Annotated in this window: 18 protein-coding genes and 1 tRNA gene; 10 read left to right on the top strand and 9 right to left on the bottom strand. The window is 72.4% G+C overall.

Annotated elements, in window-relative coordinates:
- Positions 1–64 precede the first annotated feature (64 nt).
- The 3 genes from J7I94_RS15825 to J7I94_RS15810 all read left to right on the top strand — a co-directional run bounded on the left by J7I94_RS15825 (position 65) and on the right by J7I94_RS15810 (position 3,917).
- A complete protein-coding gene (locus J7I94_RS15825) occupies positions 65–772 on the top strand; it encodes a response regulator transcription factor (protein ID WP_215167735.1) in 708 nt (235 codons plus the stop codon).
- Entirely contained in the window at positions 769–2,367 is a 1,599-nt protein-coding gene (locus J7I94_RS15815) for a HAMP domain-containing sensor histidine kinase (protein WP_251075217.1), read from the top strand. The genes J7I94_RS15825 and J7I94_RS15815 overlap by 4 nt, the downstream gene beginning before the upstream one ends.
- 110 nt (positions 2,368–2,477) lie before the next feature.
- On the top strand, positions 2,478–3,917 hold the full coding sequence (locus J7I94_RS15810; RefSeq protein ID WP_215167734.1) for a cellulose binding domain-containing protein: 1,440 nt from the start codon (positions 2,478–2,480) through the stop codon (positions 3,915–3,917).
- A gap of 69 nt (positions 3,918–3,986) precedes the next feature.
- Here the strand turns inward: J7I94_RS15810 and J7I94_RS15805 are convergent, their stop codons facing one another.
- Together J7I94_RS15805 and J7I94_RS15800 are read right to left on the bottom strand one after the other, a co-directional pair.
- Positions 3,987–5,414, bottom strand: coding sequence for a GH1 family beta-glucosidase (locus tag J7I94_RS15805; protein ID WP_215167733.1), 1,428 nt, complete (start codon positions 5,412–5,414; stop codon positions 3,987–3,989).
- 318 nt (positions 5,415–5,732) lie between these two features.
- Positions 5,733–6,773, bottom strand: coding sequence for a LacI family DNA-binding transcriptional regulator (locus tag J7I94_RS15800; RefSeq protein WP_215167732.1), 1,041 nt, complete (start codon positions 6,771–6,773; stop codon positions 5,733–5,735).
- A gap of 524 nt (positions 6,774–7,297) precedes the next feature.
- On the opposite strand from J7I94_RS15800, the gene J7I94_RS15795 reads away from it, so the two are divergent.
- From J7I94_RS15795 to J7I94_RS15775, 5 genes are all read left to right on the top strand, one after another.
- A complete protein-coding gene (locus J7I94_RS15795) occupies positions 7,298–8,617 on the top strand; it encodes an ABC transporter substrate-binding protein (RefSeq protein WP_215167731.1) in 1,320 nt (439 codons plus the stop codon).
- Between the two features lie 612 nt (positions 8,618–9,229).
- The gene (locus J7I94_RS15790) at positions 9,230–10,222 is read left to right on the top strand and encodes a carbohydrate ABC transporter permease (RefSeq protein ID WP_215167730.1); all 993 of its coding nucleotides are present in this window, start codon (positions 9,230–9,232) and stop codon (positions 10,220–10,222) included.
- 14 nt (positions 10,223–10,236) lie between these two features.
- Entirely contained in the window at positions 10,237–11,157 is a 921-nt protein-coding gene (locus tag J7I94_RS15785) for a carbohydrate ABC transporter permease (protein WP_215167729.1), read from the top strand.
- A gap of 357 nt (positions 11,158–11,514) precedes the next feature.
- Positions 11,515–12,972 (top strand): GH1 family beta-glucosidase, encoded by a 1,458-nt coding sequence (locus tag J7I94_RS15780; RefSeq protein WP_215167728.1) that lies wholly within the window; start codon positions 11,515–11,517, stop codon positions 12,970–12,972.
- A 73-nt stretch (positions 12,973–13,045) separates the two neighbouring features.
- Positions 13,046–14,101: a LacI family DNA-binding transcriptional regulator gene (locus tag J7I94_RS15775; RefSeq protein WP_215167727.1), complete on the top strand. Its 1,056-nt coding sequence runs from the start codon at positions 13,046–13,048 to the stop codon at positions 14,099–14,101.
- Between the two features lie 46 nt (positions 14,102–14,147).
- Here the strand turns inward: J7I94_RS15775 and J7I94_RS15770 are convergent, their stop codons facing one another.
- The 5 genes from J7I94_RS15770 to J7I94_RS15750 all read right to left on the bottom strand — a co-directional run bounded on the left by J7I94_RS15770 (position 14,148) and on the right by J7I94_RS15750 (position 20,612).
- Complete coding sequence (locus J7I94_RS15770; protein ID WP_215167726.1) at positions 14,148–15,560, bottom strand: RICIN domain-containing protein; 1,413 nt, start codon at positions 15,558–15,560, stop codon at positions 14,148–14,150.
- Between the two features lie 36 nt (positions 15,561–15,596).
- Positions 15,597–18,164: a hypothetical protein gene (locus tag J7I94_RS15765; protein WP_215167725.1), complete on the bottom strand. Its 2,568-nt coding sequence runs from the start codon at positions 18,162–18,164 to the stop codon at positions 15,597–15,599.
- Positions 18,165–18,406: 242 nt separating this feature from the next.
- Positions 18,407–18,479, bottom strand: a tRNA-His gene (locus J7I94_RS15760).
- Between the two features lie 85 nt (positions 18,480–18,564).
- The gene (gene orn / locus J7I94_RS15755) at positions 18,565–19,179 is read right to left on the bottom strand and encodes an oligoribonuclease (RefSeq protein WP_215167724.1); all 615 of its coding nucleotides are present in this window, start codon (positions 19,177–19,179) and stop codon (positions 18,565–18,567) included.
- Between the two features lie 212 nt (positions 19,180–19,391).
- A complete protein-coding gene (locus J7I94_RS15750) occupies positions 19,392–20,612 on the bottom strand; it encodes a helix-turn-helix domain-containing protein (RefSeq protein ID WP_215167723.1) in 1,221 nt (406 codons plus the stop codon).
- An 894-nt stretch (positions 20,613–21,506) separates the two neighbouring features.
- Here J7I94_RS15750 and J7I94_RS15745 point away from each other — a divergent pair.
- The gene (locus J7I94_RS15745; RefSeq protein WP_215167722.1) at positions 21,507–22,034 is read left to right on the top strand and encodes a universal stress protein; all 528 of its coding nucleotides are present in this window, start codon (positions 21,507–21,509) and stop codon (positions 22,032–22,034) included.
- 225 nt (positions 22,035–22,259) lie between these two features.
- Here the strand turns inward: J7I94_RS15745 and glmS are convergent, their stop codons facing one another.
- Entirely contained in the window at positions 22,260–24,077 is a 1,818-nt protein-coding gene (glmS, locus tag J7I94_RS15740) for a glutamine--fructose-6-phosphate transaminase (isomerizing) (protein ID WP_215167721.1), read from the bottom strand.
- Positions 24,078–24,091: 14 nt separating this feature from the next.
- A complete protein-coding gene (locus J7I94_RS15735) occupies positions 24,092–24,349 on the bottom strand; it encodes a hypothetical protein (protein WP_215167748.1) in 258 nt (85 codons plus the stop codon).
- 165 nt (positions 24,350–24,514) lie between these two features.
- Between J7I94_RS15735 and J7I94_RS15730 the strand changes: the two genes are divergently transcribed.
- Positions 24,515–26,080, top strand: coding sequence for a metallophosphoesterase family protein (locus tag J7I94_RS15730; protein ID WP_215167720.1), 1,566 nt, complete (start codon positions 24,515–24,517; stop codon positions 26,078–26,080).
- The last annotated feature ends 3 nt before the right edge of the window (positions 26,081–26,083 follow it).

Here is a 26,083-nt window from a genome sequence, read left to right as displayed (position 1 = left end):
TCGCGCACAGAAAGTTATCCACAGGCCCGAACCGGCCTCGTCCGTATGGCGTACGGTGCCGCCCATGGCAAGTGTGCTCGTGGTCGAGGACGACCAGTTCGTACGCTCGGCGCTCATCCGGCATCTGACCGACGCCGCCCACACGGTGCGCAGCGTGGGCACCGCGCTGGAGGCGCTGCGCGAGGTCGCCCAACTCCCGTTCGACGTGGTGATACTGGACCTCGGGCTCCCCGACCTCGACGGGTCCGAGGCCCTGAAGATGCTGCGCGGCATCACGGACGTCCCGGTGATCGTCGCCACCGCCCGGGACGACGAGGCGGAGATCGTCCGACTGCTCAACGCCGGGGCGGACGACTACCTCACCAAGCCGTTCTCCGTGGAGCACCTGTCGGCCCGGATGGCCGCCGTACTGCGCCGCGCCCGCACCGGCGCCGGGGAGGCACCGCCGTCCACGGTGCTCCGGGTCGGCGGCCTCACCGTCGACCCGCTGCGCCGCCAAGCCGAACTGGACGGCGTGCGGCTCGACCTGACCCGGCGCGAGTTCGACCTGCTCGCCTTCCTCGCCGCCCGGCCCGGCGTGGTCGTCCCCCGCAAGGAACTCCTCGCCGAGGTCTGGCAGCAGTCCTACGGCGACGACCAGACCATCGACGTCCATCTGTCCTGGCTGAGGCGGAAGTTGGGGGAGACCGCCGCCCGGCCCCGCTATCTGCACACCCTGCGCGGGGTCGGTGTGAAGCTGGAGCCGCCCGCCGACCCGGAGCCGCCGCGATGAGGTGGGCGCTGGTCAAGGTGTCGCTGGCGGTGACCGCGATGGTCGTGGTCGCCTTCGCCGTCCCGCTCGGACTGGTCGTCCGGGAGATGGCCCGCGACCGGGCGTTCTCCAACGCCGAACGGGAGGCCGCGGCGGTCGCCCCCGCGCTGTCCATCACCACCGACCGCGAGCAACTGGAGCGCGTCGTCGCCTCCGCCGGCTCGGACGACGCGGCGATCGCCGTGCACATACCGGCGACCGGTGACGGCACGGACGACGGGGACGGCACGGACGCGGCGGACGGTACCGACCGTACCGACCGTACCGACCGTACCGACCGTACCGACCGTACGGACCGTACGGACCGTACGGACGGCGGGGACGGCGGGGGCGGTACGGAGGGTGACGGGGCCGGTGCCGCAACGGTCGGTGAGGCCGGTGGCGCGACCGGCGGCTTCGACATCGGGCCCGAGCGGGCCGCCGCCGAGGACATCGCCGCCGTACGGAGACTGGGGCGCGCCTCCACCACCCAGGTGCCCGACGGCTCCGTGCTGCTCCAGCCGGTCGCGCTCAGCTCCGGCGCGATCGCCGTCGTCGAGGTCTACGTCCCCGAGTCCGAGGTCAGCAACGGCGTGGGCACGGCCTGGGCGGTGCTCGCCGCCGTCGGCGCCGCGCTGATCGTCGGCTCGGTCGCCGTCGCCGACCGGCTCGGCGTACGCATGGTGCAGCCCGCGCAGCGCCTGGCCGAAGGGGCCCAGGAACTGGGCGAGGGCAAGCTCGGTGCCCGGGTGCCGGAGGAGGGCCCGCCGGAACTGCGCTCCGCCGCCGTCGCGTTCAACTCCATGGCCGACCAGGTCGTCCAGCTCCTCGCCAACGAACGGGAACTGGCCGCCGACCTCTCCCACCGGCTGCGCACCCCGCTGACCGTGCTCCGCCTCAACGCGGCCTCGCTCGGCGAGGGGCCGGCCGCCGAGCAGACCCGGGCCGCCGTCGAGCAGTTGGAGCGCGAGGTCGACACCATCATCCGTACCGCCCGCGACGCCAGACCGCAGACGGCGGTCGCCGGACCCGGCGCGGGGTGCGACGCCGCCGAGGTGGTGCGCGAGCGGATGGGGTTCTGGTCGGCGCTGGCCGAGGACGAGGGACGCAAGTGGCGGGTGGCCGGCGCCGACCGGCCGGTGCGGATACCCGTGGCCCGCGCCGACCTGGCCGCCGCCCTCGACGCGCTGCTCGGCAACGTCTTCCGGCACACCCCGGAGGGCACCGCCTTCGCGGTCGACGTGCACAACGCCGAGGACGCGGTGATCGTGCTGGTCTCGGACGCGGGCCCCGGCATACCCGACCCCGGCGCGGCGATGGCGCGCGGCCGGGGGTCGGGCAGCGACGGGTCGACCGGCCTGGGGCTGGACATCGTGCGCCGGCTCGCGGAGTCCACGGGCGGGGACGTACGGATCGGCTCCTCCGTGCTCGGCGGGACCGAGGTGCGGATCTGGCTCCAGCTGGACGGCCGGGCGGCGCCCGTGCGGCGCGGGCACCGGGGGGCCGTACGCAGGCGCAGGCTGCGCGGTGCCGTCCGGACCGTCCGCACCTTTAACCGGTCCCGATCCCTTCCTTAAGCGCACCCTAAGATCGCCAACTGCCGCCCGGATCAGGCTTTTTGCCCGTTCCGGCGTCGCTAGCGTGCTGCCGCACCCCACCTCCGGCAAGCAGGGAAAGCAGGCACGCCATGAGTACGCACCGGCGCAGGATCAGCGGCAGGAACAAGGCGATCGGCGCGGTCGTGGCAGCGGCCGTCGCGGGCGGCGGCGCGCTGCTGTTCACCAGCGCGGCCCACGCGGCGGGAGTCGGCGCCGCCTACACCAGGACCAGCACCTGGGAGACGGGATACACCGCGCAGTACGTCGTCACCAACGACAGCGCGGAGAAGAAGGCGGACTGGACACTGGAGTTCGACCTGCCCTCGGGGACGAAGCTCGGCTCCCTGTGGAACGGCGAGTCCCGGGTGAGCGGACAGCACGTGACCGTGACCGCGCCGAAGTGGGACACCGACGGGCTGGCGGCCGGTGAGTCGGTCACCGTCGGCTTCGTCGTCCAGGGCACCGGCGACCCGGACGGCTGCCGCGTCGACGGTGCCGCCTGTTCCACGGACGAGGGCGCCACCCCCGAGCCCAGCGGCCGGCCCACCGACACCCCGACCACCACCCCGACGGCCACGCCCACCCCCACGCCCACGGTCACCGCGACCGAGGACACCGGCAGCGGGACCACCGGCAGCGCCGGGTTCGCCCCGTACGTCGACACCTCGCTCTACCCGGCCTACGACCTGCTGGCCAACGCCGAGGCGACGGGCGTCAAGGAGTACAACCTCGCCTTCGTCACCGACGGCGGGAGCTGCATCCCCAAGTGGGGCGGCGTCACCGACCTGGCGAGCGACGCCGTGGCCGCGCAGATAGGCGACCTGCGCGCGGCCGGCGGTGACGTCCGGGTCTCCTTCGGCGGCGCGGCCGGCTCCGAGCTGGCCACCACCTGCTCCTCGGCCGACGCGCTGGCGGCGGCGTACGAGAAGGTCGTGGCCGCCTACGACCTCACCAAGGTCGACTTCGACGTGGAGGGCGGCGCGCTGCCCGACACGGCCGCCAACACGCGCCGCGCCCAGGCCATCGCCCGGCTCCAGGCGGACCACCCCGACCTGGACGTCTCCTTCACCCTCCCGGTGATGCCGGAGGGTCTGACCCAGCCCGGTGTCGACCTGCTGGCCAACGCCAAGGAGAACGGGGTCACGGTCGACACCGTCAACATCATGGCGATGGACTACGGCGCCTCCTACAGCGGTGACATGGGCACCTACGCCGAACAGGCCGCCACCGCCACCCAGGCGCAGGTCAAGGGCGTCCTCGGCCTCGACGACAGCGCGGCGTGGAAGGCGGTCGGGGTCACGCCGATGATCGGCGTCAACGACGTCGTCACCGAGGTGTTCACCGTGGCCGACGCCGGTCAGCTGGTCGAGTTCGCCGAGGCCAAGGGGCTCGGGAGCCTCTCCATGTGGTCCGCGACCCGCGACAAGGCCTGCCCCGGCGGCCCCAAGCGGCAGGCCGACGCCACGTGCAGCTCCATCGAGCAGACGGACGGCGCCTTCGCCGAGGAGTTCGCCCGGTACCAGCAGTAGCGGACCGGTGGGGCGCGGCACCCCCGTCGGATGCCGCGCCCCGCTTCCCCGCTCCCCCGGACAGGTGGTCTACTCGGCCGTCCCCACCGGCGGGAGCGTGCCCGTGCGCGCCGCCTCGCCGTACCACAGGGCGCTCGACTTCGGCGTGCGCTCCAGGGTCACGTAGTCGACGTAGACCCCGCCGAACCGCTTCTCGTAGCCGTACGCCCACTCGAAGTTGTCCAGCAGGGACCACAGGTAGTAGCCGCGCACGTCGGCGCCGTCGGCGATGGCCCGGCGGACCGCCGACAGGTGCCCGTGCAGGTAGGCGACGCGCTCGGGGTCGTGGACCGTGCCGTCGGCGCCGGGCTTGTCGTCGTAGGCGGCGCCGTTCTCGGTGATGAACAGCTGGAGGCCGGGCGCCTCGCGGGAGTAGCGCATGATCAGGTCGTACAGACCGGTCGGGTCGACGGTCCAGCCCATCTCCGTCTGCTCGCCCGGCGACTGGTGGAAGGCCACGTCGTCGGCGGCCGGCCACGGCGAGACGTCGCCGCCCCCGTGCCCGTCGGCGCGCGGGCCGGGGGCGTCCGGGTCGGCGGCCGACACCAGGGTCGGCGTGTAGTAGTTGAGGCCCAGCGCGTCCAGCGGCTGGTGGATCAGGGCGAGGTCGCCGTCCTGGACGTAGGACCAGTCGGTGACCGACGCCGTCGCCTCGAAGAGGTGCTCGGGGTAGGCGCCGTGCAGCACCGGGCCGTGGAAGATCCCGCCGGACAGGTCGTCGATCTTGCGGGCCGCCAGCAGGTCCTCCGGGCGCCGGGAGAGCGGCCGGACGACGGAGGTGTTCAGGCTCAGCGCGATCGAGTTGCGGGCCGGCATCACCGAACGCAGGGCGGTCGTGGCCAGGCCGTGCGCCAGGTTGAGGTGGTGGGCCGCGCGCAGGACGGCCACGTGGTCGGTGCGGCCCGGGGCGTGCACGCCGGAGCCGTAGCCCAGGAAGGCGCTGCACCAGGGCTCGTTGAGCGTCATCCACTGCTCCACGCGGTCCCCGAGCGCCTCGCCGACGATCTGCGCGTACTCGGCGAACCGGTAGGCCGTCTCCCGCTCGGGCCAGCCGCCCGCGTCCTCCAGCTCCTGCGGCAGGTCCCAGTGGTAGAGGGTGAGGGCCGGCTTGATGCCCTTGTCCAGCAGCTCGTCGACCAGGCGCCGGTAGAAGTCCAGACCGCGCTGGACGGCCGGGCCGCGGCCGGTGGGCTGCACGCGGGACCAGGAGACGGAGAAGCGGTAGGCGTTCAGGCCCAGGTCCGCCATGAGCGCCACGTCGTCGCGGTAGCGGTGGTAGTGGTCGACCGCGATGTCACCGGTGTCGCCGCCGGCGGTCTTTCCCGGCGTATGGCTGAAGGTGTCCCAGATGGAGGGGGTACGGCCGTCCTCCCGTACCGCGCCTTCGATCTGGTAGGCGGAGGTGGCGGCGCCCCAGAGGAAGGCAGGGGGGAAGGCGGCGGATGTCGGTTCCGGCATGAAAACGCTCCCACGGGTCGGGGACCTCATTATGCATGGGAGCGCTCCCATAGCGGGAGTCCGAGGGCGGCTGGACTGAGCCCGGGGGCGGCTGGGCCGCGACCGGTACGCCGCCGACGGCAGAGGCCGCCCGAAGGTGCGCCGCGCTTCAGGCCGACGCCTGCCCGAAGGGGTACCGCCGTTCAGGCGGACGCCCGCCCGAAGGAGTACCGCCGTTCAGGCCGACGCCTGCCCGAAGGAGCGCTGCCGTTCAGGCCGACACTTGCCCGAAGGAACACTGCCGTTCAGGCCGACGCCCGCCCGAAGAAGTACCGCCGTTCAGGCCGACGCCCGGATCACCAGTTCCGTGGGCAGGACCACCTCGCGGTGGCCGGTGCCGCGGTCGGCGATCTCGTCGAGCAGGAGACGCGCCATGGTGCGGCCCATCTCCTCCAGCGGCTGCCGGACGCTGGTCAGCGGCGGATCGGTGTGCCGGGCCACGATCGAGTCGTCGAAGCCGATGACGGCCACGTCGTCGGGTATCCGCCTCTCCGCGGCGCGCAGTTCCAGCAGGGCGCCGGCGGCCATCACGTCCGACGCGACGAAGACGGCGTCCAGGGCGGGACGCCGGCGCAGCAGGTCCCGCATGGCCGCACGGCCCCCCTCCTCCGTGAAGTCGCCGTACGCGACCAGTTCCTCGTCGAGGGGGACGCACGCCTCCCGGAGGGCCGCGCGGTAGCCGTCGAGCCGGTCCTGCGCGGCCTCCATGTCCAGCGGTCCGGTGATGGTGCCGATGGTCCGGCGGCCCCGCGCCAGCAGGTGCCGCACCGCGCTCTCGGCGCCGCCGCTGTTGTCCGCGCGGACGTGCCCGAGCGTCTCCTTGTCGCCGCGCCGGCCGGCCAGCACGGTCGGGATGGCGAGTTCGTCCAGTTGGTCGGGGAGCGTGTCCTCGCTGTGCACCGCGATCATCAGCACCCCGTCCACGCGGTGCGCCGCCAGGTACGGGGCGAGCCGCGCGTACTCCTTCTCGTCGCGGACCAGGACCAGCAGCAACTGCATTCCCGCGCTCGCCAGTCCGGCGGACACGCCCCGGATGATCTCCGAGAAGTACGGCTCGCTGAACAGCCGGGTCTCGGCCTCGGGGACGACCAGTGCCACGGAGTCGGTGCGCCGGGTGACCAAGGAGCGGGCGGCCCGGTTGGGTACGTAGCCGAGCTCGGCGATCGCCTGCTCGACCGCCGCGCGGGAATGGGGACTCACCTTGGGCGAACCGTTGATGACCCGGGAGACCGTGCCGCGGCCGACGCCGGCGCGGGCGGCCACGGCGTTCAGGGTCGGACGCCGGACGTCCGCGGTCCTGGGCGGCTCGGCAGGGCTCATCGTTCACCTTCCGGCGTTCGGTGGGGGGCTGCTTCATTCTGGCTCAGAAAGCCGGACCGTCGTTCCGCGAGGCCCCGCGGACGGCCCAAGTGGGCGTCACCGCAGGGGAGATGGGGGAAGAACTGGCATGAAACCGGTTGGAAACAGGGTGGAAACCCCCGCGAAGCCGACACGGCCGTGGCCGGACGGCGACCCCGGCGCGACACATTCACGTGACGTCCGGAACACGCTTGAGCAACAACGCCGTTTTCAACTCTTGACACTTGGGCCCGGCACCGAGGAGTCTTCGGGGCAAGCCGCGTGGGAGCGGTCCCACGGGAAAGCCGGGACGCCTCCCGTGCGGACCAACGCACCATCGGCCCTTCCCTCCGCTTGGCATGGCACACCTCTGACCAGCAACTTCGCACCGCACACCGCGTTGCCGGGGCTGGCCGCTGCTCGAACCGAGAGGGCAGGTCGGGACCGTCGAACCCGGCGGTCTGATTCCTGAGGTCCCCGTTCCCACTGGAACAAGGAGTAGTGGAATGCGCATCACCCGTACCGTCGGCGGCCGCGGCCGCGGAGCAGCGGCCCTGACCACGTCGGTCCTGACAGCCTCGGCCCTGCTGTTGACCGGATGCAGCAGCGACAGCGACTCGGACGCCGCGGACTCCGACGGGAAGATCACCCTCAAGGTGGCCGACTACGGACAGTTCGGCTACAAGGAGGCCGACCTGTTCGCGAAGTACGAGAAGCTGCACCCGAACATCAACGTGGAGGAAGAGACCACCTCCAACGAGCAGGACTACTACCCCAAGCTCCTTCAGCAGCTGAACACGGGCAGTGGGCTGGGTGACGTCGTCGGTGTCGAGATCGCCCGCATCAAGGAGGTCGTCGACACCCAGGCGGACAAGTTCGTCGACCTGAAGGACACGATCGACGTCAGCCAGTGGGTCGACTGGAAGGCCAAGCAGGCCACCGCCGAGGACGGCAAGGTCATCGGCGCCGGCACCGACATCGGCCCGATGTCGCTGTGCTACCGCCGCGACCTCTTCGAGAAGGCGGGCCTGCCGACCGACCGCGAGGCCGTCGCCGACGCGGTCTCGGGCGGCTGGGAGGACTACCTCAAGCTCGCCGAGCAGTACCAGAAGAAGGCGCCCGACGGCACCTTCTTCATGGACTCCGCGAGCGCGATGTTCAACGGTGTCGTCAGCTCCTCCGAGAACCAGTACTACGACGCCGACGGCAACGCCATCTACAAGGACAACCCGGCGGTGCAGAAGGCCTGGAACCTGGCCGCCGAGGCCGCGTCCAAGAAGCTGACCCAGGGTCTGCCCCAGTTCCAGGACCCCTGGAAGGCGGCGCTGCGCAAGGGCACCGTGGCCACCGTGGTGTGCCCCGCCTGGATGGCCAACCAGATCTCGCTCTACTCCGGTGACGACTACAAGGGCAAGTGGGACATCACCAGCGCGCCCGGTGAGACCGCGGCGAACTGGGGCGGCTCCTTCCTGACCGTGCCCAAGACCGGCAAGCACGTCAAGGAGGCCCAGGAGCTGGTCAAGTGGCTGACCGCGCCCGAGCAGCAGGCGGCCGTGTTCAAGGCGGTCGGTATCTTCCCGTCCAACCAGGGTGCCTATGACCTGCCCGAGGTGAAGAACGCGAAGCTCCCGTACTTCAACAACGCTCCCATCGGCCAGCTGTACGCCGAGGAGGCCAAGAGCATCCCCGTCGCCGTGCTCGGCCCGAAGGACGGCGTGATCAAGGACACCATCTCCACGCAGATCAACAACATGGAACAGCGCGGCACCAAGCCCGACGAGGCGTGGGACGCGGCCACCGAGACGATCGACAAGGCCATCGGCTGACCCGGCGGTGCGGGCGGCCCCACCGGCCGCCCGCGCCCCTTCCACGCCGGGACCGCACCGCAGCCGTACGGCGGCCGGGGCCCGTCGGCGTGGGGGCGTCCGCAGCAGATCCGGCCGTGCGCGGCGGGTCAGCAGATCCGGCCGTGCGCGGCGGGTCAGCAGATCCGGCCGTGCGCGGCGGGTCTGCTCCGTGGCGTCCGGCACACGCTCCTCCGCCCGGCTCCTGACGGACCGGCGCACGTTCCTCCGACCGGACCTCTCGGACCGGCACACGCTCCTCCGACCGGACCTCTCGGACCGTTCCTCGAACCGGCTCCTGACGGACCGGTACACGTTCCTCGAACCGCACCGTCTCGGACCGGCGCACGTTCACCCAACCGGACCCTCTCGGACCGGCGCACGTTCCTCGAACCGACCCCTCACGGACCGCCACCCGCTCCTCGGACCGGCACCCGCTGCACAGCGGGACCGGCACACGCTCCTCAGGACCGCCGCGCGGGCCGCCCGACGCCGGGCCGGTCCGCGCGGGGAGGGAACGACGGGACGGTGGCCCGGCCCGGCGACCCGCCTCCCGCCCCACCCGGCCAGACCTCCCAGGGAAGGACTCCCTCCGTGGCAACCACAACCCCCACACGGGGTGCCGACAAGCCGTCCGCCGGCGGCCCCGGCGCCGCGTCGAAGGCACCCAGCGCGTGGCGCACGCGGCTGTGGCGCTTCGACGACAAGGCGTCGCCGTACGCGTACATCGCTCCCTTCTTCCTCATCTTCGGTGCCTTCGGGCTCTACCCGCTCCTCTACACCGGCTGGATCGCCCTGCACCGGGTGGAGATGACGAGTCTCGACCAGTCCGAGTGGGTGGGCTTCGAGAACTTCTCCACGATCCTCCAGGACTCCGAGTTCTGGACGGCCGTCTCCAACACCTTCATCATCGGCGTCCTGTCGACCGTCCCGCAGCTGCTGGTCGCGCTGGGCCTGGCCCACCTGCTCAACTACAAGCTGCGCGCCAGCACCTTCTGGCGCACGGTGATCCTCACCCCGTACGCCACCTCGGTGGCGACCGCCGCCCTCGTCTTCGCCCTGGTGTTCCGGGCCGACGGCGGCCTCCTCAACTGGGTGCTGAGCTTCGTCGGCGTCGACAACATCAACTGGGGCAACGGCGAGTGGTCGTCCAAGATCGCGATCTCGGTCATCGTGATCTGGCGCTGGACCGGCTACAACGCCCTGATCTACCTGGCGGCCATGCAGGCCGTGCCGTCCGACCTGTACGAGGCGGCGTCGATCGACGGGGCCTCGCGCTGGCAGCAGTTCCGCAAGGTGACCATCCCCTCGCTGCGGCCGACGATCCTGTTCACCATCGTCATCTCGACGATCGGCTCCATGCAGCTGTTCGGTGAGCCGCTGCTGCTCCAGGGCGGCACGCTCGGCGCCGTCGGCGGCAGCGAGCACCAGTACGAGACGCTCAGCATCTACCTCTACAACTACGGCTGGAAGCTGCAACACCTCGGCCCGGCCGCGGCGGTGGCCTGGGCCATGCTCGTCCTGCTGCTGCTCATCGCCCTGATCAACTGGATCGTCAGCCGGTTCGTGCGCAAGAGCGCGGCCTGACGGGAGCGACTTCGATGACCACGACCAGTAGTCCCACCAAGACCGCGCCGGGCGTGCCCCCGGCTCCGCTCCCCGCCCCCGCCGGCAAGGGCCGCCGCCTCAGGCTCGGCGCCGGCGAGCAGCTCAAGGGCGGCCCGTACACCTATCTCGCGCTGATCATCGTCGGTCTGGGGTCCGTCTTCCCCTTGTACTGGACGCTGGTCGCCGCCTCGCACGACCAGCAGCGGGTCCTCGACAGCCCACCGCCGTTCATCCCCGGCGGGCGGCTGTGGAACAACCTGGAGGCGGCCTGGGAACAGGCCAACCTCGGCAAGGCCATCGTCAACAGCGTCATCGTGTCCGGCAGCATCACCGTCGCCACGCTGTTCTTCTGCACCCTGGCCGGCTACGCCTTCGCCAAGATGCGCTTCCGCGGCCGGGGCGTGCTGATGACCGCGGTCGTCGCCACGCTGACGATCCCGCCGCAGCTCAGCGTCGTGCCGCTGTTCATGATGATGGCGGACATCGGCTGGGGCGGGAAGCTGGAGTCGGTGATCTTCCCGACCCTGGTCGGCGCCTTCGGTGTCTTCTTCATGCGCCAGTACCTGCTGGAGGCCCTGCCCTACGAACTCATCGAGGCGGCCAAGGTGGACGGGGCGAACAACCTCCGCATCGTGTGGAGCATCGTCCTGCCCGCGGCCCGGCCCGCGATGATGGTGCTCGGCATGCTCACCTTCGTCCAGGCCTGGAACGACTTCTTCTGGCCCTTCCTCTCCCTGTCCGCGGAGAACCCGACGCTCCAGGTGGCGCTCGGCCAGCTCAGCGCCTCCTACACCCCCGACCAGAGCATCGTCATGGCCGGAGCGCTGATCAGCACGCTGCCGCTGCTGGTGGTCTTCGTGGTCTTCGGCAAGCAGATCGTCGGAGGCATCATGGCGGGCGCGGTCAAGGGCTGACCCACCGCGGCCCACCGCGGCCCACCGCGGCCCACCGCGGCCCACCGCGGCACCGGTTCACCGAACCACCGGCCGTCGAACCATCGGCCGTCGAACCATCGGCCGTCGAACCACCGGCCGTCGAACCACCGGCCGTCGAACCACCGACGCGCCACCCCGCCGGTCACCCGCCGGCAGGGCCCGCCCCGCACGCGGGCCCTGCCGGCCCCCCGGCCCTGGCTCCGTACACACCCGTCGGCCCCGGCCCTCCTCCCTGCCCTCGGCCCTCGCCCGCCGCGCTCGCTTCCCGTACCCGTCCGCCCGCACCGCCGGACCTCCCCGCCCCACTCCTTCTCACGCCCTTGGGAGCGCTCTCACATGACCGCCGTACGACCCGAGACCACTGCCCGGTCGGCCTCCGACGCCTCCTTCCCGGCGGGCTTCGTCTGGGGCACCGCCACCGCCGCGTACCAGGTGGAGGGTGCCGCCGCCGAGGACGGCCGCACGCCCTCCATCTGGGACACCTTCAGCCACACCCCCGGCAAGGTCCGCAACGGGGACACCGGTGACATCGCCGCCGACCACTACCACCGGTACCGCGACGACGTGGCCCTGATGAAGGACCTCGGTCTCAAGGCGTACCGCTTCTCGGTCTCCTGGTCCCGGGTCCAGCCCACCGGCCGCGGGCCCGCCGTCGAACGCGGCCTGGACTTCTACCGCCGGCTCACCGACGAACTGCTGGAGGCGGGCATCACCCCCGTCGCCACCCTCTACCACTGGGACCTGCCCCAGGAGCTGGAGGACGCGGGCGGCTGGCCGCAGCGCGACACCGCCGACCGCTTCGCCGAGTACGCCGACATCATGGCCCGTGCCCTGGGCGACCGCGTCGGCGTGTGGACCACCCTCAACGAGCCCTGGTGCAGCGCCTTCCTCGGCTACGGCTCCGGCGTGCACGCCCCGGGCCGCACCGACCCGGCCGCCACCCTGCGCGCCGCCCACCACCTCAACCTGGCGCACGGCAGGGCGATCGGCGCGCTGCGCGCGTCCCTGCCGACGACCGCACAGGCCTCCATCACCCTCAACCTCCACCAGGTGCGCCCCCTCACCGACAGCCCCGAGGACGCCGAGGCGGCCCGCCGCATCGACGCGGTCGGCAACCGCGTCTTCACCGGCCCCCTCCTCGACGGCGCCTACCCCGAGGACCTGCTCGCCGACACCGCGCACATCGTCGACTGGGGGCAGCTGGTGCGCGACGGCGACCTGGCCGAGATCTCCCGCCCCATCGACGTGCTCGGCGTCAACTACTACGCGCCGACCGTGGTCTCGCTGCCCGCCGACGGCACCGGCAGCACCGGCAACGACGGCCACGGCGCCAGCGACCACTCCCCGTGGACGGGCTCCGGCCACGTCTCCTTCCACCTCGCCAACGACAACCTCACGGCGATGAACTGGGCCATCGACCCGGACGGGCTGCACACCCTGCTGACCGACCTGGCCAAGGCACACCCCGGCCTGCCGCTGATGGTCACCGAGAACGGCGCCGCCTTCGACGACTACGTCTCCCCCGAGGGCGTGGTGAACGACCCGGAGCGGATCACCTACCTGCACGCCCACCTGGGGGCGGTCCGGCGGGCCGTCGCCGACGGCGCGGACGTCCGGGGCTACTTCCTGTGGTCCCTGCTGGACAACTTCGAATGGGCCTACGGCTACTCGAAGCGCTTCGGCGCCGTGTACGTCGACTACGCCACCCAGCGCCGCATCCCCAAGGCGAGCGCCCACTGGTACGCCGACGTGATCCGGCGCAACGCCCTGCCGGCCGCCGGCGAGCAGGGATAACACCTCGGGCTTCCACCATGGCCGCGGCTGTTACATTCCTGGCCTGACAGCGGCGAAAGGGAAGGCGGCGACCATGGTGGTCAGCGGTGGGCGGAGCCGGGGCGTCCGGCGCCCGACCCTGGAGGAGGTCGCCGCCCGCGCCGGGGTCGGCCGCGGCACCGTCTCCCGGGTGATCAACGGATCGCCCCGGGTGAGCGACGCGACCCGCGCGGCCGTCGAGGCGGCGGTCGCCGAACTCGGCTACGTGCCGAACACGGCCGCCCGCGCCCTGGCCGCCAACCGCACCGACGCCATCGCCCTGGTCGTCCCCGAGCCGGAGACCCGGTTCTTCTCGGAACCGTACTTCTCCGCCATCCTGCGCGGCGTCGGCGCCGAGCTGGCCGACACCGAGATGCAGCTGCTGCTGATCTTCGCGGGCAGTGACCGGGAGCGGCAGCGCCTCGCCCAGTACCTCGCCGCCCACCGGGTGGACGGCGTCCTGCTGGTCTCCGTGCACGCCGACGACCCGCTGCCCGACCTGCTCGCCCAGCTGGAGATCCCCGCGGTGATCAGCGGCCCGCGCTCCGCCACCGAGGCCCTGGCCTCCGTCGACTCCGACAACTACGGCGGCGCCCGCTCGGCCGTCGAACACCTGCTCTCCCGGGGCCGGCGCCGGATCGCCCACATCACCGGCCGCCTGGACGTCTACGGCGCCCAGCGCCGCGTCGACGGCTACCGCGACGCCCTGCGGGAAGCCGGCCTGGAGGGGGACGAACGGCTCGTCGAACCGGGCGACTTCACCGAGGAGGGCGGGCGCCGCGCGATGGCCGAGCTGCTGCGCCGCCGCCCCGACCTGGACGCGGTGTTCTGCGGCTCCGACGTGATGGCGGCCGGCGCCCGCCAGGTCCTGCGCGAGGCCGGCCTGCGCATCCCGGAGGACGTGGCGCTGGTCGGTTACGACGACTCGGCCATCGCCCGCCACATGGACCCGCCGCTGACCAGCGTCCGCCAGCCCATCGTGGAGATGGGCCGCGCGATGATCGACCTGCTGCTCACCGAGATCGCCGACCGCCGCCCGGCCGCGTCCCGGGGGCCGGCGCGGCAGCAGGCGGTGCTGGCGACACAGCTGGTGGAGCGGAAGTCCTCCTGACCCCGGCGTGGCACGGCCCGCCGGGGCCAGGACCGTCACGGAAGGGTCAGGAGAAGACCCAGCGCTGGGCGGTGTACTGGTTCTCCCCGCAGGTCATCACCTGGAGTTCGGCGTCGTCGCCGGCGGTCTTGCCGCCGTTCACGCCCAGGCACAGGTTGGCGACGAGATTGCGCAGCGCGTACGTGCCGCCCGCGCGGGGTTCCAGGTACCAGAGGTGGTTGTCCGACCGGGTGGTGTTGCAGGGGAACTCGGTGACCTGGGTCCCCTTCCCGACACTGCCGTACTTGGGCAGGTCGAAGCAGAGCCCGTCCTTGACGTTCTTGATGACGAACAGGCTCGCCCCGCCGGGCCCGCCCGACGCCGATACGACGTTCAGGTCCCACTGCTGGTTGTCGGAGCTGCCGTCCCGGCAGATGTACTGCCGCACCGGACCGTCGACGGACCCGGTCCCGTAACCGGGCACATCGGCGCACTTGCCCGTCGCGGTGTTCTTCAGCAGGACGGCCGACTGACTGGAGGCGGCGTTGGCCAGCTCACGGGCGGTGGGCTCGGGCGTCTTCTTCGTCGTGGCCTTCTTCTCGGTCCGCGCGGCCTTGGTCGTCTTCCCGGCGGCCGGCTCCTTCGTCTTCTTCTCCTCCTCCGCCGCCGTCTTCTCCTCCGTGCCCTGCGGCGCGGCCTTCACCTCGGCGGGAGAGGGGGACTTCGCCGAGGGGGAGGCCTTCGACGCGCTCGGCGAGGGAGACGGGGACTCGGCCGCGTAGTCGGCGGGCAGCTCGTCGTCCGACGTGCCGGGGCCGAGCGTCGTACCGCCGACGGGCGCCGTGGCGATCGACCGGTCGTCGTCGTCCCCGATCGCGGCCAGCACCAGGAACGGTACGGAGATCAGCAACGCGCCCGCGATGCCGGCGGCGGCGAGCAGGGGGCGCCGGGGGCGGGAGGGGTGCTGATCGGCGGGCTGGGACGCGCCGGCGGCGGTGGCTTCGGCTTCGGCGGCGGTTGCGGCTGCGGCGAGCGGGCTGGGGGCGGCTTCGGGCTCCGCCTTCGCTTCCGCTTCGGGCTTTGCCCCGGGCTGCGCTTCGGACGCCGTCTTGCGTTCTGCCTTGGACGCCGTCCCGGGCCGCGTCCCGGGTTTCGTCCCGGACTTCACCTCCGGTTCCGTCTCGGGCTCCGCCGGGGACTTCGTCTCGGGCCGCTGCTCCTGTTCCGCCCAGCGGGGCTTGCCGAAACGTTTCCCAGCGGGGGCGGACGTGGCGGCGGGCGCCGGTTCGAGTTCCGGTCCGGGATCCGGGGCGGAGGCGGTCGGTGCGGGGGCCACGGGAGCGGGCGTGGGTTCCGGGGCGGGGACGCGTGGGCCGAGGGCGGCGCCGGGGTCCTGGGCCGGCCCCGGGACGGCCACCGCCCGCCGGACGGTGACGGGGGGCGCCGTCTCGGAGGAGGGCGGTTCGTTCTGACGTGGCATGAACGCTGCTCCTTGTCGAGGTGTGGGAAGTGCGGTTCAGTGGTCGCCGACGGGCCCGGCACAGCGGCCCGGCCAGTCGCCCGCACCGGGCGACGTGCGGTCCGCCAGGGCGTGGTCCAGGCGGGTGAGCGCGGTCTCGTCCGCGTCCTCCAGCACGGTGGACGCGGTGGGGATGTCGGGCAGCTGGCGCAGCAGGACCAGGGGAGGCGAGTCGTCGGCCGCCCGTACGCCGAGGACCTTGAAGGCGGTGCCCGGGGCGAAGACGACCTCGTCGCCGTCCGCGTCCAGCAACTGCCGGACCCGGCGGCCGGTGAGGGACCAGATCGCGAAGCCCACGCCCGCGACCCGCTCCTTCCCGTCCGGATCGAACGGCAGCCCGCTCAACGGCGCCGGGTCCCGCAGCACCTGCCCCGGCCGCAGCCCGTCGAGCCCGGCCGCGCCGCCTCGTCCGCGCAGTACGGCACCGCGGTACGACGGCAGCCGCGCGAGCCCGGACGCCAGACAGCGGGCGTACGGGACGAGGCGCTCCTCGCCCGACCGCAGGGACTTCGCCAGCTCCTCGTGGCCCAGCGGCCCGTCGTCGTCCCGGAGGTACAGCCGCAACGCGATCAGGTCGGCACGCGCCGCGTCCTGCTCCTCCCCGCGCGGCACGGGCATGCCCGCCAGCGCCCGGTCCACCGCCGCGCTCTGCCCCTCCCACACGGGTGCGGCCAGCGCCCGGAAGGCGGTGCGTTCCGGGACGGTGCTCCGGTGCCGGGGGGAGACCGGTACGTCCGGGAGCGGTGCCCGCGGGGCGGCGGCCGGGGAGGCGGGTCGTGAGCGGTCCTTCGGTACGTCCGGCCCGCGGGGCGCGCTCGGTACGGCCGACGCCGTGGCGGCGGTGGCCGACGCGGCGGAGGCGGTGGCGGTGGCGGCGGCGGGCGTCGGCTCGGGTGCGGCGGGACCGGTCGCCGGGGTGGCCGCCGGGGTGGCCCCGGAGACGCTGTTCACCGGTGCCGGTCGCGGCACGGCGGCCGGGGTCGTCGGCCCGGTCGCGGTCGACGGCCGGGGCTTCGACTCCGTGGGCACACCGCCGGAGGCGCGCGTGACACCTGCGACACGCGTGGCGTTCGCCGCGCCGGCGGTGCCGCTCCGGGGCCCCGGTCGCGTCCGTGACGCCGTGGTGAAGCGGATGACGCGCAGGGCGTGGTCCGCCGCCAGGGTGCGCAGGGCGAGGCCGCCGTCGGGCGGGGTGGCGTGGACGTGGAGGGCGGTGCGGGTGCGCAGGTCGGCCGGGAGGCGGTCGAGGAGGCGGGACAGCACCGGCCAGAGCGAGGCGTCGAGCCGGTCGCCGGAGAGACCGATCTCGATGGTCGGGCCGTCGATGCTCACCGGGCGGGCGCTCCAGGGCGGCGGGGGACCGTCCCGGCGGTCCACCCACAGCCCGGCCCGGGTGACCGTGGCCCGCCAGGTGTCGGAGAGGAGGAGGACGCCGTCCTCGGGGCCCCGGGGGTCCGGCAGCGGTGAGGTCCAGCGGAGCAGCCGGGGGGCCGGGGCGGTGGGTTCCGGCGTGGCGGCGGTCGGGCCGTCGGGCCCCGGTGCGGGCCGGGTCTCTTCCGGGGGCAGGCACATCACGGCGTCCACGAAGGGCAGCCAGCGCGGCGCCCCGTCCGGACCGGCCAGCACGGACCGTACGCCGTACGTGCCCAGCGGGCTGTCGGCGGCGAAGAGCGGGAGCCCGGTGGTGACCTCCACCTCCGTCTTCAGCCGCGCGGCCACGGCGCGGCCCAGCGGCAGCAGGTCGCGCCGCCCGCCCGGGGAGAGCCGGACGCCGGAGCGGACGGTGACCGGCAGCGCGGCGAGCACGTCGGCGACCTCGCTCGCCAGGACGTCCTCGCCCCACGGCACGCCGACGACCACGGCGGGACGCCGGGGGTCCACGGGGACGGCGTGGAACAGGTCACCGGGCCTGGGCGCGGTGGCCTCGGCGGGGCGGATCAGCAGGCCCGCCGGTATTCGGTCCACGACGCAGCCGTCCGACGTACGCTCCGGCACCCGGCGCATCGCCGCCTGCCAGCGCGGGGCGGGGGTGAGCGGCCCGAGCGCCTCGGGACGTTCACCGGGGGCGAAGCGCCACCAGCCGCCGTCGCCGGGCGGTACGAAGACCGAGCCGCCCGGCACCACGAGCACCGGTCCGTCGGGGGCCTCGACCGTCAGGCCCCAGGCGTCGGCGATCCGGCGGGCCGGGGCGGGCCGGTCCGGGCGGTCGAGTCCGGCGCCGGACATCACCAGCCGCACGGACCGGGTGCCGGACTCCCGCAGCGAGTCGAGCGTCTCGCTCAGCCGGGGCCAGAGCGACGCCGCCGCGTCCTCCCCGGCGACGGCGACGATCGTGACGGTGTCCTGGTCCGCGGCGCGCAGGGCGCGGGCGAGGTCGGCGACGTCGGCGGCGAGCAGGGTGTCGTCCGTGGGCGGGCGGAGCAGGAGCAGGCCGTCGTGGTCCTCGACGAGCACGCGCGGTCCGGAGGGCTCCCCGTTCCCGGGGCCGAGGGGGTGCCCGGTCCGCCGGTCCGGCGCCGGCTCGGCGGGCCGCCGTCTGGCTCGGCGGCCGTTCCAGAGGCTCACGAGGCCTCACCCATCAGATCCGTCCGACGCACCCGAACCCCATTCCAGTCCCACCAGGATGGTCATTCCACTCGATCAACTCTGGACATTACTCGTTGCGTACGAGATGCGAACCGGTGAACTGCTCTTCTCGACCGCGGGGTTGGCGGGAAAAGGACCGGGAGGGCGGCCGGGCGGCCGGGGCGGGAACGACGACGAAGCCCCTGGTCCGCGTCATCCGCGTACCAGGGGCTTCCTGTCAGGGTGAGTGACGGGACTTGAACCCGCGACTTCCTGGACCACAACCAGGTGCTCTACCAGCTGAGCTACACCCACCATGACCGGTGCTGGGATTCCGTGTGGTTTCCCCGACCGGCCGAGAAAAAGTGTACAGGGTCCGAAGGGGTGCTCGCGCCACGCTTCAGTGGCGTCCCTGTTCGGCGCGCACGATGTGCTTCGCCGCGATGGTCTTGGCGGTCTCGGAGTCGGGGCCGGGCTGCGGTACGAAGACGGCTTCGCGGTAGTAGCGCAGCTCGGCGATGGACTCGCGGATGTCGGCGAGCGCGCGGTGGTTGCCGTTCTTCTCGGGACTGTTGAAGTAGGCCCTCGGGTACCAGCGGCGGGCCAGCTCCTTGATCGAGGACACGTCGACGATCCGGTAGTGGAGGTAGTCCTCCAGGGCCGGCATGTCACGGAGCAGGAAGCCGCGGTCGGTGCCGACGGAGTTGCCGCACAGCGGAGCCTTGCCGGGCTCCTTGACGTGCTCCTTCACGTACGCCAGGACCCGCTCCTCGGCGTCGGCCAGCGTCGTGCCGTGCTCCAGCTCGGCGAGGAGGCCGGAGGCGGTGTGCATCTGGCGCACCACGTCCGGCATGGTCTCCAGGGCCTGCTCCGGCGGACGGATGACGATGTCCACGCCGTCGCCGAGGATGTTCAGCTCGGAATCGGTGACGAGGGCGGCCACCTCGATGAGCGCGTCGTCGGACAGCGAGAGGCCGGTCATCTCGCAGTCGATCCACACCATGCGATCGTTCATGCGAACACCCTACGGCTGACGTCGCCCGTTCAGGCCCCCGGCGTCGGTGTGGGCCTCACCGGGGGCCGCCGCCCCTGGACCCCGCCTGCGGCCTGGACGACCTCGTCCTCAAGCGCCGGACGGGCTGGAGGGGCGACGTCCGCCGCGTCGGCCCCCGGCGTCGGCCGGGCGGGCCCTGGGAGCCGCCCGGCATGCCCGGCACGCGGGGGACGTCAGGGTGCGCTGCGCTGGCCCGGGAGGCTGGGGCGGGGGCCCGCGTAGGCCTCGCGGTCGGGTTCCGCGGGGGCGAGGTGCGGGGCGGGGCGGCGGGTCTGGAACGGGACGCCGCCCTCCGGGTGCAGCGGGACCGGGTGCTGACCGGCCGCCTCGGCCGGTGCCGGGGCCCGCTCACCGCTCTCCGCCGGGCGGTCGCCCTGCGGCCGGCGGGCGCGGTAGGCGGCGCGGTACGCGGCCGGGGAGGACCCGAGCTGGCGGCGGAAGTGGCCGCGCAGCGCCACCGGCGAGCGGAAGCCGCAGCGGCCGGCGACCTCGTCCACCGAGTAGTCCGACGTCTCCAGCAGACGCTGCGCCTGGAGCACCCGCTGGGTGATCAGCCACTGGAGCGGTGCCGAGCCCGTCAGCGAGCGGAAGCGCCGGTCGAAGGTCCGGCGCGACATGTACGCGCGCGCGGCGAGCGTCTCCACGTCGAACTGCTCGTGGAGGTGCTCCAGCGCCCAGGCGACGACCTCGGCGAGCGGGTCGGCGCCGATCTCCTCCGGTAAAGAGCGGTCCAGGTAGCGCTCCTGGCCGCCGCTGCGGCGCGGTGGGACCACCAGGCGCCGGGCCAGCGCGCCGGCCGCCTCGTTGCCGTGGTCCGTGCGCACGATGTGCAGGCAGAGATCGATCCCGGCCGCGGTGCCCGCCGAGGTCAGCACGTCGCCGTCGTCGACGAACAGCTCCCGCGGGTCGACGTGGACCGACGGGTAGCGCTTGGCGAGCGTCGGCGCGTACATCCAGTGGGTGGTGGCCGGGCGGCCGTCCAGCAGCCCCGCCGCGGCCAGCACGAACGCGCCGGTGCACAGGCCGACGATGCGCGCGCCCTCCTCGTGCGCCCGGCGCAGCGCGTCCAGCGCCTCCTCCGGGGGTGGTGAGGTGATCGACCGCCAGGCGGGCACCACCACGGTGCCGGCCCGGGAGATCGCCTCCAGCCCCTGCGGCGCGGTCAGCTCCAGACCTCCCGTGGTCCTGAGCGGGCCGTCTTCCCCGGCGCAGACCAGCAGCCGGTAGCGCGGCACGCCGGCGTCCTGCCGGTCGATACCGAACACCGACAGCGGTATGGAACTCTCGAAGATGGGACCGCCGCTGAACAGCAGCACCGCGACGATCTCCTTGCGGCGTCGCCCGGAGAGCTTCCGGGTCGCGGCTTCCGGCGCGGCAGCGGAGTCGTGGCTCATACTGCTAAGCCCCCCTCGGTGGTCGCGGCGCCCCTAACTTGTCGGGCCTGTCGCTCCAGCACGTTTCCCCTCGGTCCTGCACTTGTCCCCCGCCGTAGACAATCAAGATCGAATCTACTGCGTCCCGTCGTGCCGGGGTGGCCGGTTCGGCACTTGGGACATTGTCGACATGGCAACTTGGCGTGAAGCATTCGATCACGAAGCGTTGCACTCCGGGACGCCGCAGGGAAGTACGCCTTGTGGCAGTGGCCAATCCCCGTAGGGTGCGCAGGGCCCTCGAGACCCTTTCCGTGCAGGTGGAACGGGGATTGGGGGGTGGTTCCCGGTAGGGATGCGCCATGCGCCGAAGTTGGCCGAAAAGGAACGGGCGCGTGTACGGAAACCGGTCAGGCGACCGGTGTGCCTCCTTCGGCGCTCCGTCCGCCCCCGCGCGCCCCGGTCCCGTCGCCGGCGCCCGCGAGAGAGCTTCGGCGCCACGGGGGCCGGAGGCCCCCGGGGAGGCCGAGGGAGGCCGGGTGTCCGGTGCGGGGGAGGGGTGGTCCGGCTCGGGCGTGCGTGCTCCCTGAGGGTGGTTCACCGGGGTCCGATGTCGGCCCGGGCGCACGGGCGCCCCAGGTCGGTCCGGCGTACCGGGCTTCGGTACGAGAGGCGTACGCGCGCGTGAATCCTGTGCGAACCGCCTGTACAGCGCAGCAACCATTGCGTAACGGGCGCCCCCTCGTGCATGCTCCGGGGAACCCCGGCGGGGAGCCCGTCGGGAACTGGGCGAAGGAGGCGTGCCGCCGTACCCTTGGGGGTATGGGGTTGGGAAGATGATTCCCGGACACTGATTCGGACACAGCTCCGCCGCACCCTGTCGGTCCACCCATAAAGGATCAAAACGCCGAGACAGCCATGGCCGGTCACGAATTCTTCGAACCCGCGGACCGCAAGCGGCCGGTCGCCGATCCGACGGCGGCCGATCCCCTGGCGGAGCCCGAGCCGCGCCACGCGTGCGACCCCGCCTTCAAGCACGGGGTCGTCGTGGGCTTCGACGGCTCCACGTCCAGTGAACGCGCCCTCGCCTACGCCATCGGCATGGCCCGGCGGCAGGCACAGGGCCTGATCATCGTCCATGTGGCCAACCGGCTGCCCACGACCGTGTGGGCGGGCTGCGAGCCGCCCGTCTTCGTGGACGTGCCCGACCACCGCACCGAGGTCCTCGGGCTGGAACTGGCCTGCGCGGACTATCTCACCGAGGTCCCCTGGATCCTGGTCGAGCGCGGCGGTGACATCTGCCACGAACTCGAAGAGGTGGGGCGGGAGTACGAGGCCGACGCCATCGTCGTGGGGTCCACCCACGGTCTGGTGGGGCGCCTCTTCGGCTCGGTCGCCGGGCGGCTCGCCAAGCGGGCCCAGCGGCCCGTGGTGGTCATTCCCTGACGGCCCGGCAGTCCGCCGGAACCTACCGCCGCGTAGAGGTGTTCGTGCTCTTGTGAAGGGCATGAAGGGGGCATCGACCGGGGAGTGACGGCCGCCGGTCGGCAGCGTCGGCCGGGGAGTCGGGCGGCTTCCCGGCGACCCGGAACGGCCCCCCGCGTGCTGTTGGCACACGTGAGGGGCCGTCTGCTGTGGGGAAATCCTCGCGTGAGGATTCGTAGGGGGGGCCTACTCCACCGTCACCGACTTGGCCAGGTTGCGCGGCTTGTCGATGTCCCGGCCCAGGGCCAACGCCGTGTGGTAGGCGAGGAGTTGAAGGGGGATGCCCATCAGGATGGGGTCGAGTTCGTCCTCGTTCTTCGGGACGACGATCGTGTGGTCGGCCTTCTCCTGCTCCTGGTGGGCGACCGCGAGGATCTGGCCGCTGCGGGCCTTGATCTCCTCCATCGCGGCGCGGTTCTTCTCCAGCAGGTCGTCGTCGGGGACGATCGCCACCGTGGGCAGGGCCGGCTCGATCAGCGCGAGCGGGCCGTGCTTCAGCTCGGAGGCCGGGTACGCCTCGGCGTGGATGTACGAGACCTCCTTGAGCTTCAACGACGCCTCGCGGGCCACCGGGTAGCCCCGCACCCGGCCGATGAAGAGCATCGAGCGGGCGTCGGCGTACTGCGCGGCCAGCTTCTTGATGTCCTCCTCCTGCTCCAGCATCTCGGAGATCTGCGCGGGCAGCTTGCGCAGCCCCTCGATGATCCGCTTGCCGTCCCGGACGGACAGGTCGCGGGTGCGGCCCAGGTGCAGGGCGAGCAGCGCGAAGGCGACCGTGGTGTTGGTGAAGCACTTGGTGGAGACGACGCAGACCTCCGGCCCGGCGTGCACGTACATGCCGCCGTCCGCCTCGCGGGCGATCGCCGAGCCGACGACGTTGACGATGCCGAGCACCCGCGCGCCCTTGCGCTTCAGCTCCTGTACGGCGGCCAGTACGTCGTACGTCTCACCGGACTGGGACACGGCGACGTAGAGGGTGTCGGGGTCGACGACGGCGTTGCGGTAGCGGAACTCGGAGGCGGGCTCGGCGTCGGCGGGGATGCGGGCCAGCTCCTCGATCATCTGGGCGCCGATCATGCCCGCGTGGTACGAGGTGCCGCAGCCGAGGATCTTCACGCGCCGGATGCGGCGGGCCTCGCGGGCGTCCAGGTTGAGGCCGCCGAGGTGCACCGTGGAGAAGCGGTCGTCGATCCGGCCGCGCAGGACGCGGTCGACCGCCTCGGCCTGCTCGTGGATCTCCTTGTGCATGTAGGTGTCGTGGCCGCCCATGTCGTAGGAGGCCGCCTCCCACTCCACGGTGGTCGGCTCGGCGGTGGTGCGGGTGCCCTCGGTGGTGTACGTGCGGAAGTCGTCGGCCTTGAGGGTGGCCATCTCGCCGTCGTCGAGGGTGACTATCTGCCGGGTGTGGGTGACCAGCGCGGCGATGTCGGAGGCGACGAACATCTCCTTCTCGCCGATGCCGAGGACGACCGGGGAGCCGTTGCGGGCGACCACGATGCGGTCGGGGAAGTCGGCGTGCATCACCGCGATGCCGTAGGTGCCCTCGATCAGGCGGAGGGTCTCGCGGACGCGGTCCTCCAGCTTCTCGGCGCCCGAACGGGCGATGAGGTGGACGAGGACCTCGGTGTCGGTCTCGGAGAGGAACTCGACGCCCTCCGCCTCCAGCTTGCGGCGCAGCTCGGCGGCGTTGTCGATGATGCCGTTGTGGACGACGGCGACCCGGTCGTCGGCCGACATGTGCGGGTGGGCGTTGACGTCGGAGGGGGCGCCGTGGGTGGCCCAGCGGGTGTGGGCGATGCCGGTGGTGCCCTTGAAGCGCGCCGGGACCTTGGCCTCCAGGTCACGGACCCGGCCCTTGGCCTTGACCGTCTTCAGGCCGGCCGCCTTCGGCGAGGTCACGACGATGCCCGCCGAGTCGTAGCCCCGGTACTCCAGGCGCTGGAGGCCCTCCAGGAGCAGGGGCGCCACGTCGCGCTTCCCGATGTATCCGACGATTCCGCACATAGAAACGCTGTCCCTCAGCCGTAGACGATGCGGCGCAGCTGGCGGAGCGTCAGCTCCGGCGGTGCGACCGCCCGGTATGTGAGTTCCGCCTTGATCCGTTCGAAGATCGTCGCGTTCACCAGGCCCTGGGCCTGGAGTTCGCGGTGGCGGCGACGGACGAATTCCTCGGTCGTCTCGTCGAAGTAGGCGAGCACGTCCTGGACCACGCGCAGCGCCTCGCCCCGGTTGAGGGGCGTGGACCGCGTCAGATGATCAACGAGTTCGTCGTGCACCCGGTAGATCCTGGGGGACAGTCGGCGCCCGCGCAAGAATCCTGCCCGATTTCGGGCACGTACCTGTTGAAACTCTCATGAGAGGCTGTTTGCCGGCTGTCCATCCTGTGGCCGAAAATTCGTTGCCTCGGGAGACGAGTTTCAGACGCCATGGACATTCCTCGTATGGGCGTTCCCGAGCGGCTGGCCGCGCGGATGAGCATGGCCGAGCAGCACGAGTACCTGCGGGCCAGGTTCTCGCGCCGCACGCTGGTGCGGGGCGGAGCGGTCACGCTCGGTGCCGTGGCCGGCGGCGCGTTCGTGGCGGGCGGCACCGCCCAGGCCGCCGTACCGACCCAGCGCACGGCTCCGGCCACCGAGAGCGTCGACGGCGCCCTGGTCGCCCCCTTCGGCCGCCACCTCGCCTACGGCAACGACCCGCGCACCGAGATGACCGTCTCCTGGCAGGTCCCGGTCGCCGTCAAGAAGCCGTTCATCCGGATCGGCGCCCACCCCTGGGACCTCTCCCGCAAGATCGACGCCGAGATCCGCACCCTGCACACCCCCGCCGGGGTCGGCGCGAGCGGCGACCACACCCAGTACTACGTGCACGCCAGGCTCAGCCGGCTCAAGCCGGGCCGGACCTACTACTACGGTGTCGGCCACGCCGGTTTCGACCCGGCCGAGGCCCACCTCGCCGGCACCCTCGGCACCTTCACCACGGCCCCCGCCAAGGCGGAGCCGTTCACCTTCACCGCCTTCGGCGACCAGGGCGTCAGCTACCACGGCCTCGCCAACGACGCCCTGATCCTCGCCCAGAACCCCGCCTTCCACCTGCACGCCGGCGACATCGCCTACGGCGACCCGGCCGGGCAGGGCAAGACCTCCGACACCGGCTTCGACTCCCGGGTGTGGGACCAGTTCCTGCACCAGACCGAGTCGGTCGCCAAGTCGGTCCCGTGGATGGTCGCGTACGGCAACCACGACATGGAGGCCTGGTACTCGCCCAACGGCTACGGCGGCGAGGAGGCCCGCTGGGAGCTGCCGGACAACGGCCCGGACAAGACCAACCTCCCCGGCGTCTACTCCTTCACGCACGGCAACACGGCGGTCGTCTCGCTGGACGCCAACGACATCTCCTTCGAGATCCCGGCCAACCTCGGCATCTCCGGCGGCACCCAGACGACCTGGCTGGAGCGGACGCTCAAGGCCTACCGGGCCGACAAGGACATCGACTTCATCGTCGTCTTCTTCCACCACTGCGCCTACTGCACCGCCACCGCCCACGCCTCCGAGGGCGGCGTGCGCGACGAGTGGGTGCCGCTCTTCGAGAAGTACACCGTCGACCTGGTCATCAACGGCCACAACCACGTCTACGAGCGCACCGACGTCATCAAGGGCGGCGAGGTCGCCAAGGAACTGCCCATCGGCGGCACCGCCTACCCCGAGACCGAGGGCGTCGTCTATGTCACCGCGGGCGCGGCCGGCAAGAGCCTGTACGCCTTCAGCGCCGACGAGTCCTACGAGGGCGACGTCAAGGACGACGAGTCCGTCTCGTCGTTCGTCTGCGTCGACGGCGGCAAGCGGAGCGAGACCGTCGCCTGGTCGCGGGTGCGCTACCTCGACTACTCCTTCCTGCGCGTCGACGTCACCCCGGCCGCCAAGGGCCGCACGGCCACGCTGAAGGTGCGGGGCATCGCCGAGACCGGCGAGCAGGTCGACCACTTCACGGTGGCCCGCCGGTCCCGGTGAGCG

The sequence above is a fragment of the Streptomyces sp. ISL-12 genome (assembly GCF_018614415.1).
In the GTDB taxonomy this organism is placed as follows: Bacteria; Actinomycetota; Actinomycetes; order Streptomycetales; family Streptomycetaceae; genus Streptomyces.
The sequence above is the reverse complement of the archived record's forward strand: the minus strand, read 5'-3'. Positions and strand labels throughout refer to the sequence as shown.

Coding starts and splice junctions, on each gene's coding strand:
- J7I94_RS15775 (WP_215167727.1), top strand. CDS start 13,046: ATGGTGGTCAGCGGTGGGCGGAGCCGGGGCGTCCGGCGCCCGACCCTG.
- J7I94_RS15745 (WP_215167722.1), top strand. CDS start 21,507: ATGGCCGGTCACGAATTCTTCGAACCCGCGGACCGCAAGCGGCCGGTC.
- J7I94_RS15800 (WP_215167732.1), bottom strand. CDS start 6,773: ATGAGCCCTGCCGAGCCGCCCAGGACCGCGGACGTCCGGCGTCCGACC.
- J7I94_RS15795 (WP_215167731.1), top strand. CDS start 7,298: ATGCGCATCACCCGTACCGTCGGCGGCCGCGGCCGCGGAGCAGCGGCC.
- J7I94_RS15785 (WP_215167729.1), top strand. CDS start 10,237: ATGACCACGACCAGTAGTCCCACCAAGACCGCGCCGGGCGTGCCCCCG.
- J7I94_RS15780 (WP_215167728.1), top strand. CDS start 11,515: ATGACCGCCGTACGACCCGAGACCACTGCCCGGTCGGCCTCCGACGCC.
- J7I94_RS15825 (WP_215167735.1), top strand. CDS start 65: ATGGCAAGTGTGCTCGTGGTCGAGGACGACCAGTTCGTACGCTCGGCG.
- J7I94_RS15730 (WP_215167720.1), top strand. CDS start 24,515: ATGGGCGTTCCCGAGCGGCTGGCCGCGCGGATGAGCATGGCCGAGCAG.
- J7I94_RS15815 (WP_251075217.1), top strand. CDS start 769: ATGAGGTGGGCGCTGGTCAAGGTGTCGCTGGCGGTGACCGCGATGGTC.
- J7I94_RS15750 (WP_215167723.1), bottom strand. CDS start 20,612: ATGAGCCACGACTCCGCTGCCGCGCCGGAAGCCGCGACCCGGAAGCTC.
- glmS (WP_215167721.1), bottom strand. CDS start 24,077: ATGTGCGGAATCGTCGGATACATCGGGAAGCGCGACGTGGCGCCCCTG.
- J7I94_RS15805 (WP_215167733.1), bottom strand. CDS start 5,414: ATGCCGGAACCGACATCCGCCGCCTTCCCCCCTGCCTTCCTCTGGGGC.
- J7I94_RS15810 (WP_215167734.1), top strand. CDS start 2,478: ATGAGTACGCACCGGCGCAGGATCAGCGGCAGGAACAAGGCGATCGGC.
- J7I94_RS15770 (WP_215167726.1), bottom strand. CDS start 15,560: ATGCCACGTCAGAACGAACCGCCCTCCTCCGAGACGGCGCCCCCCGTC.
- orn (WP_215167724.1), bottom strand. CDS start 19,179: ATGAACGATCGCATGGTGTGGATCGACTGCGAGATGACCGGCCTCTCG.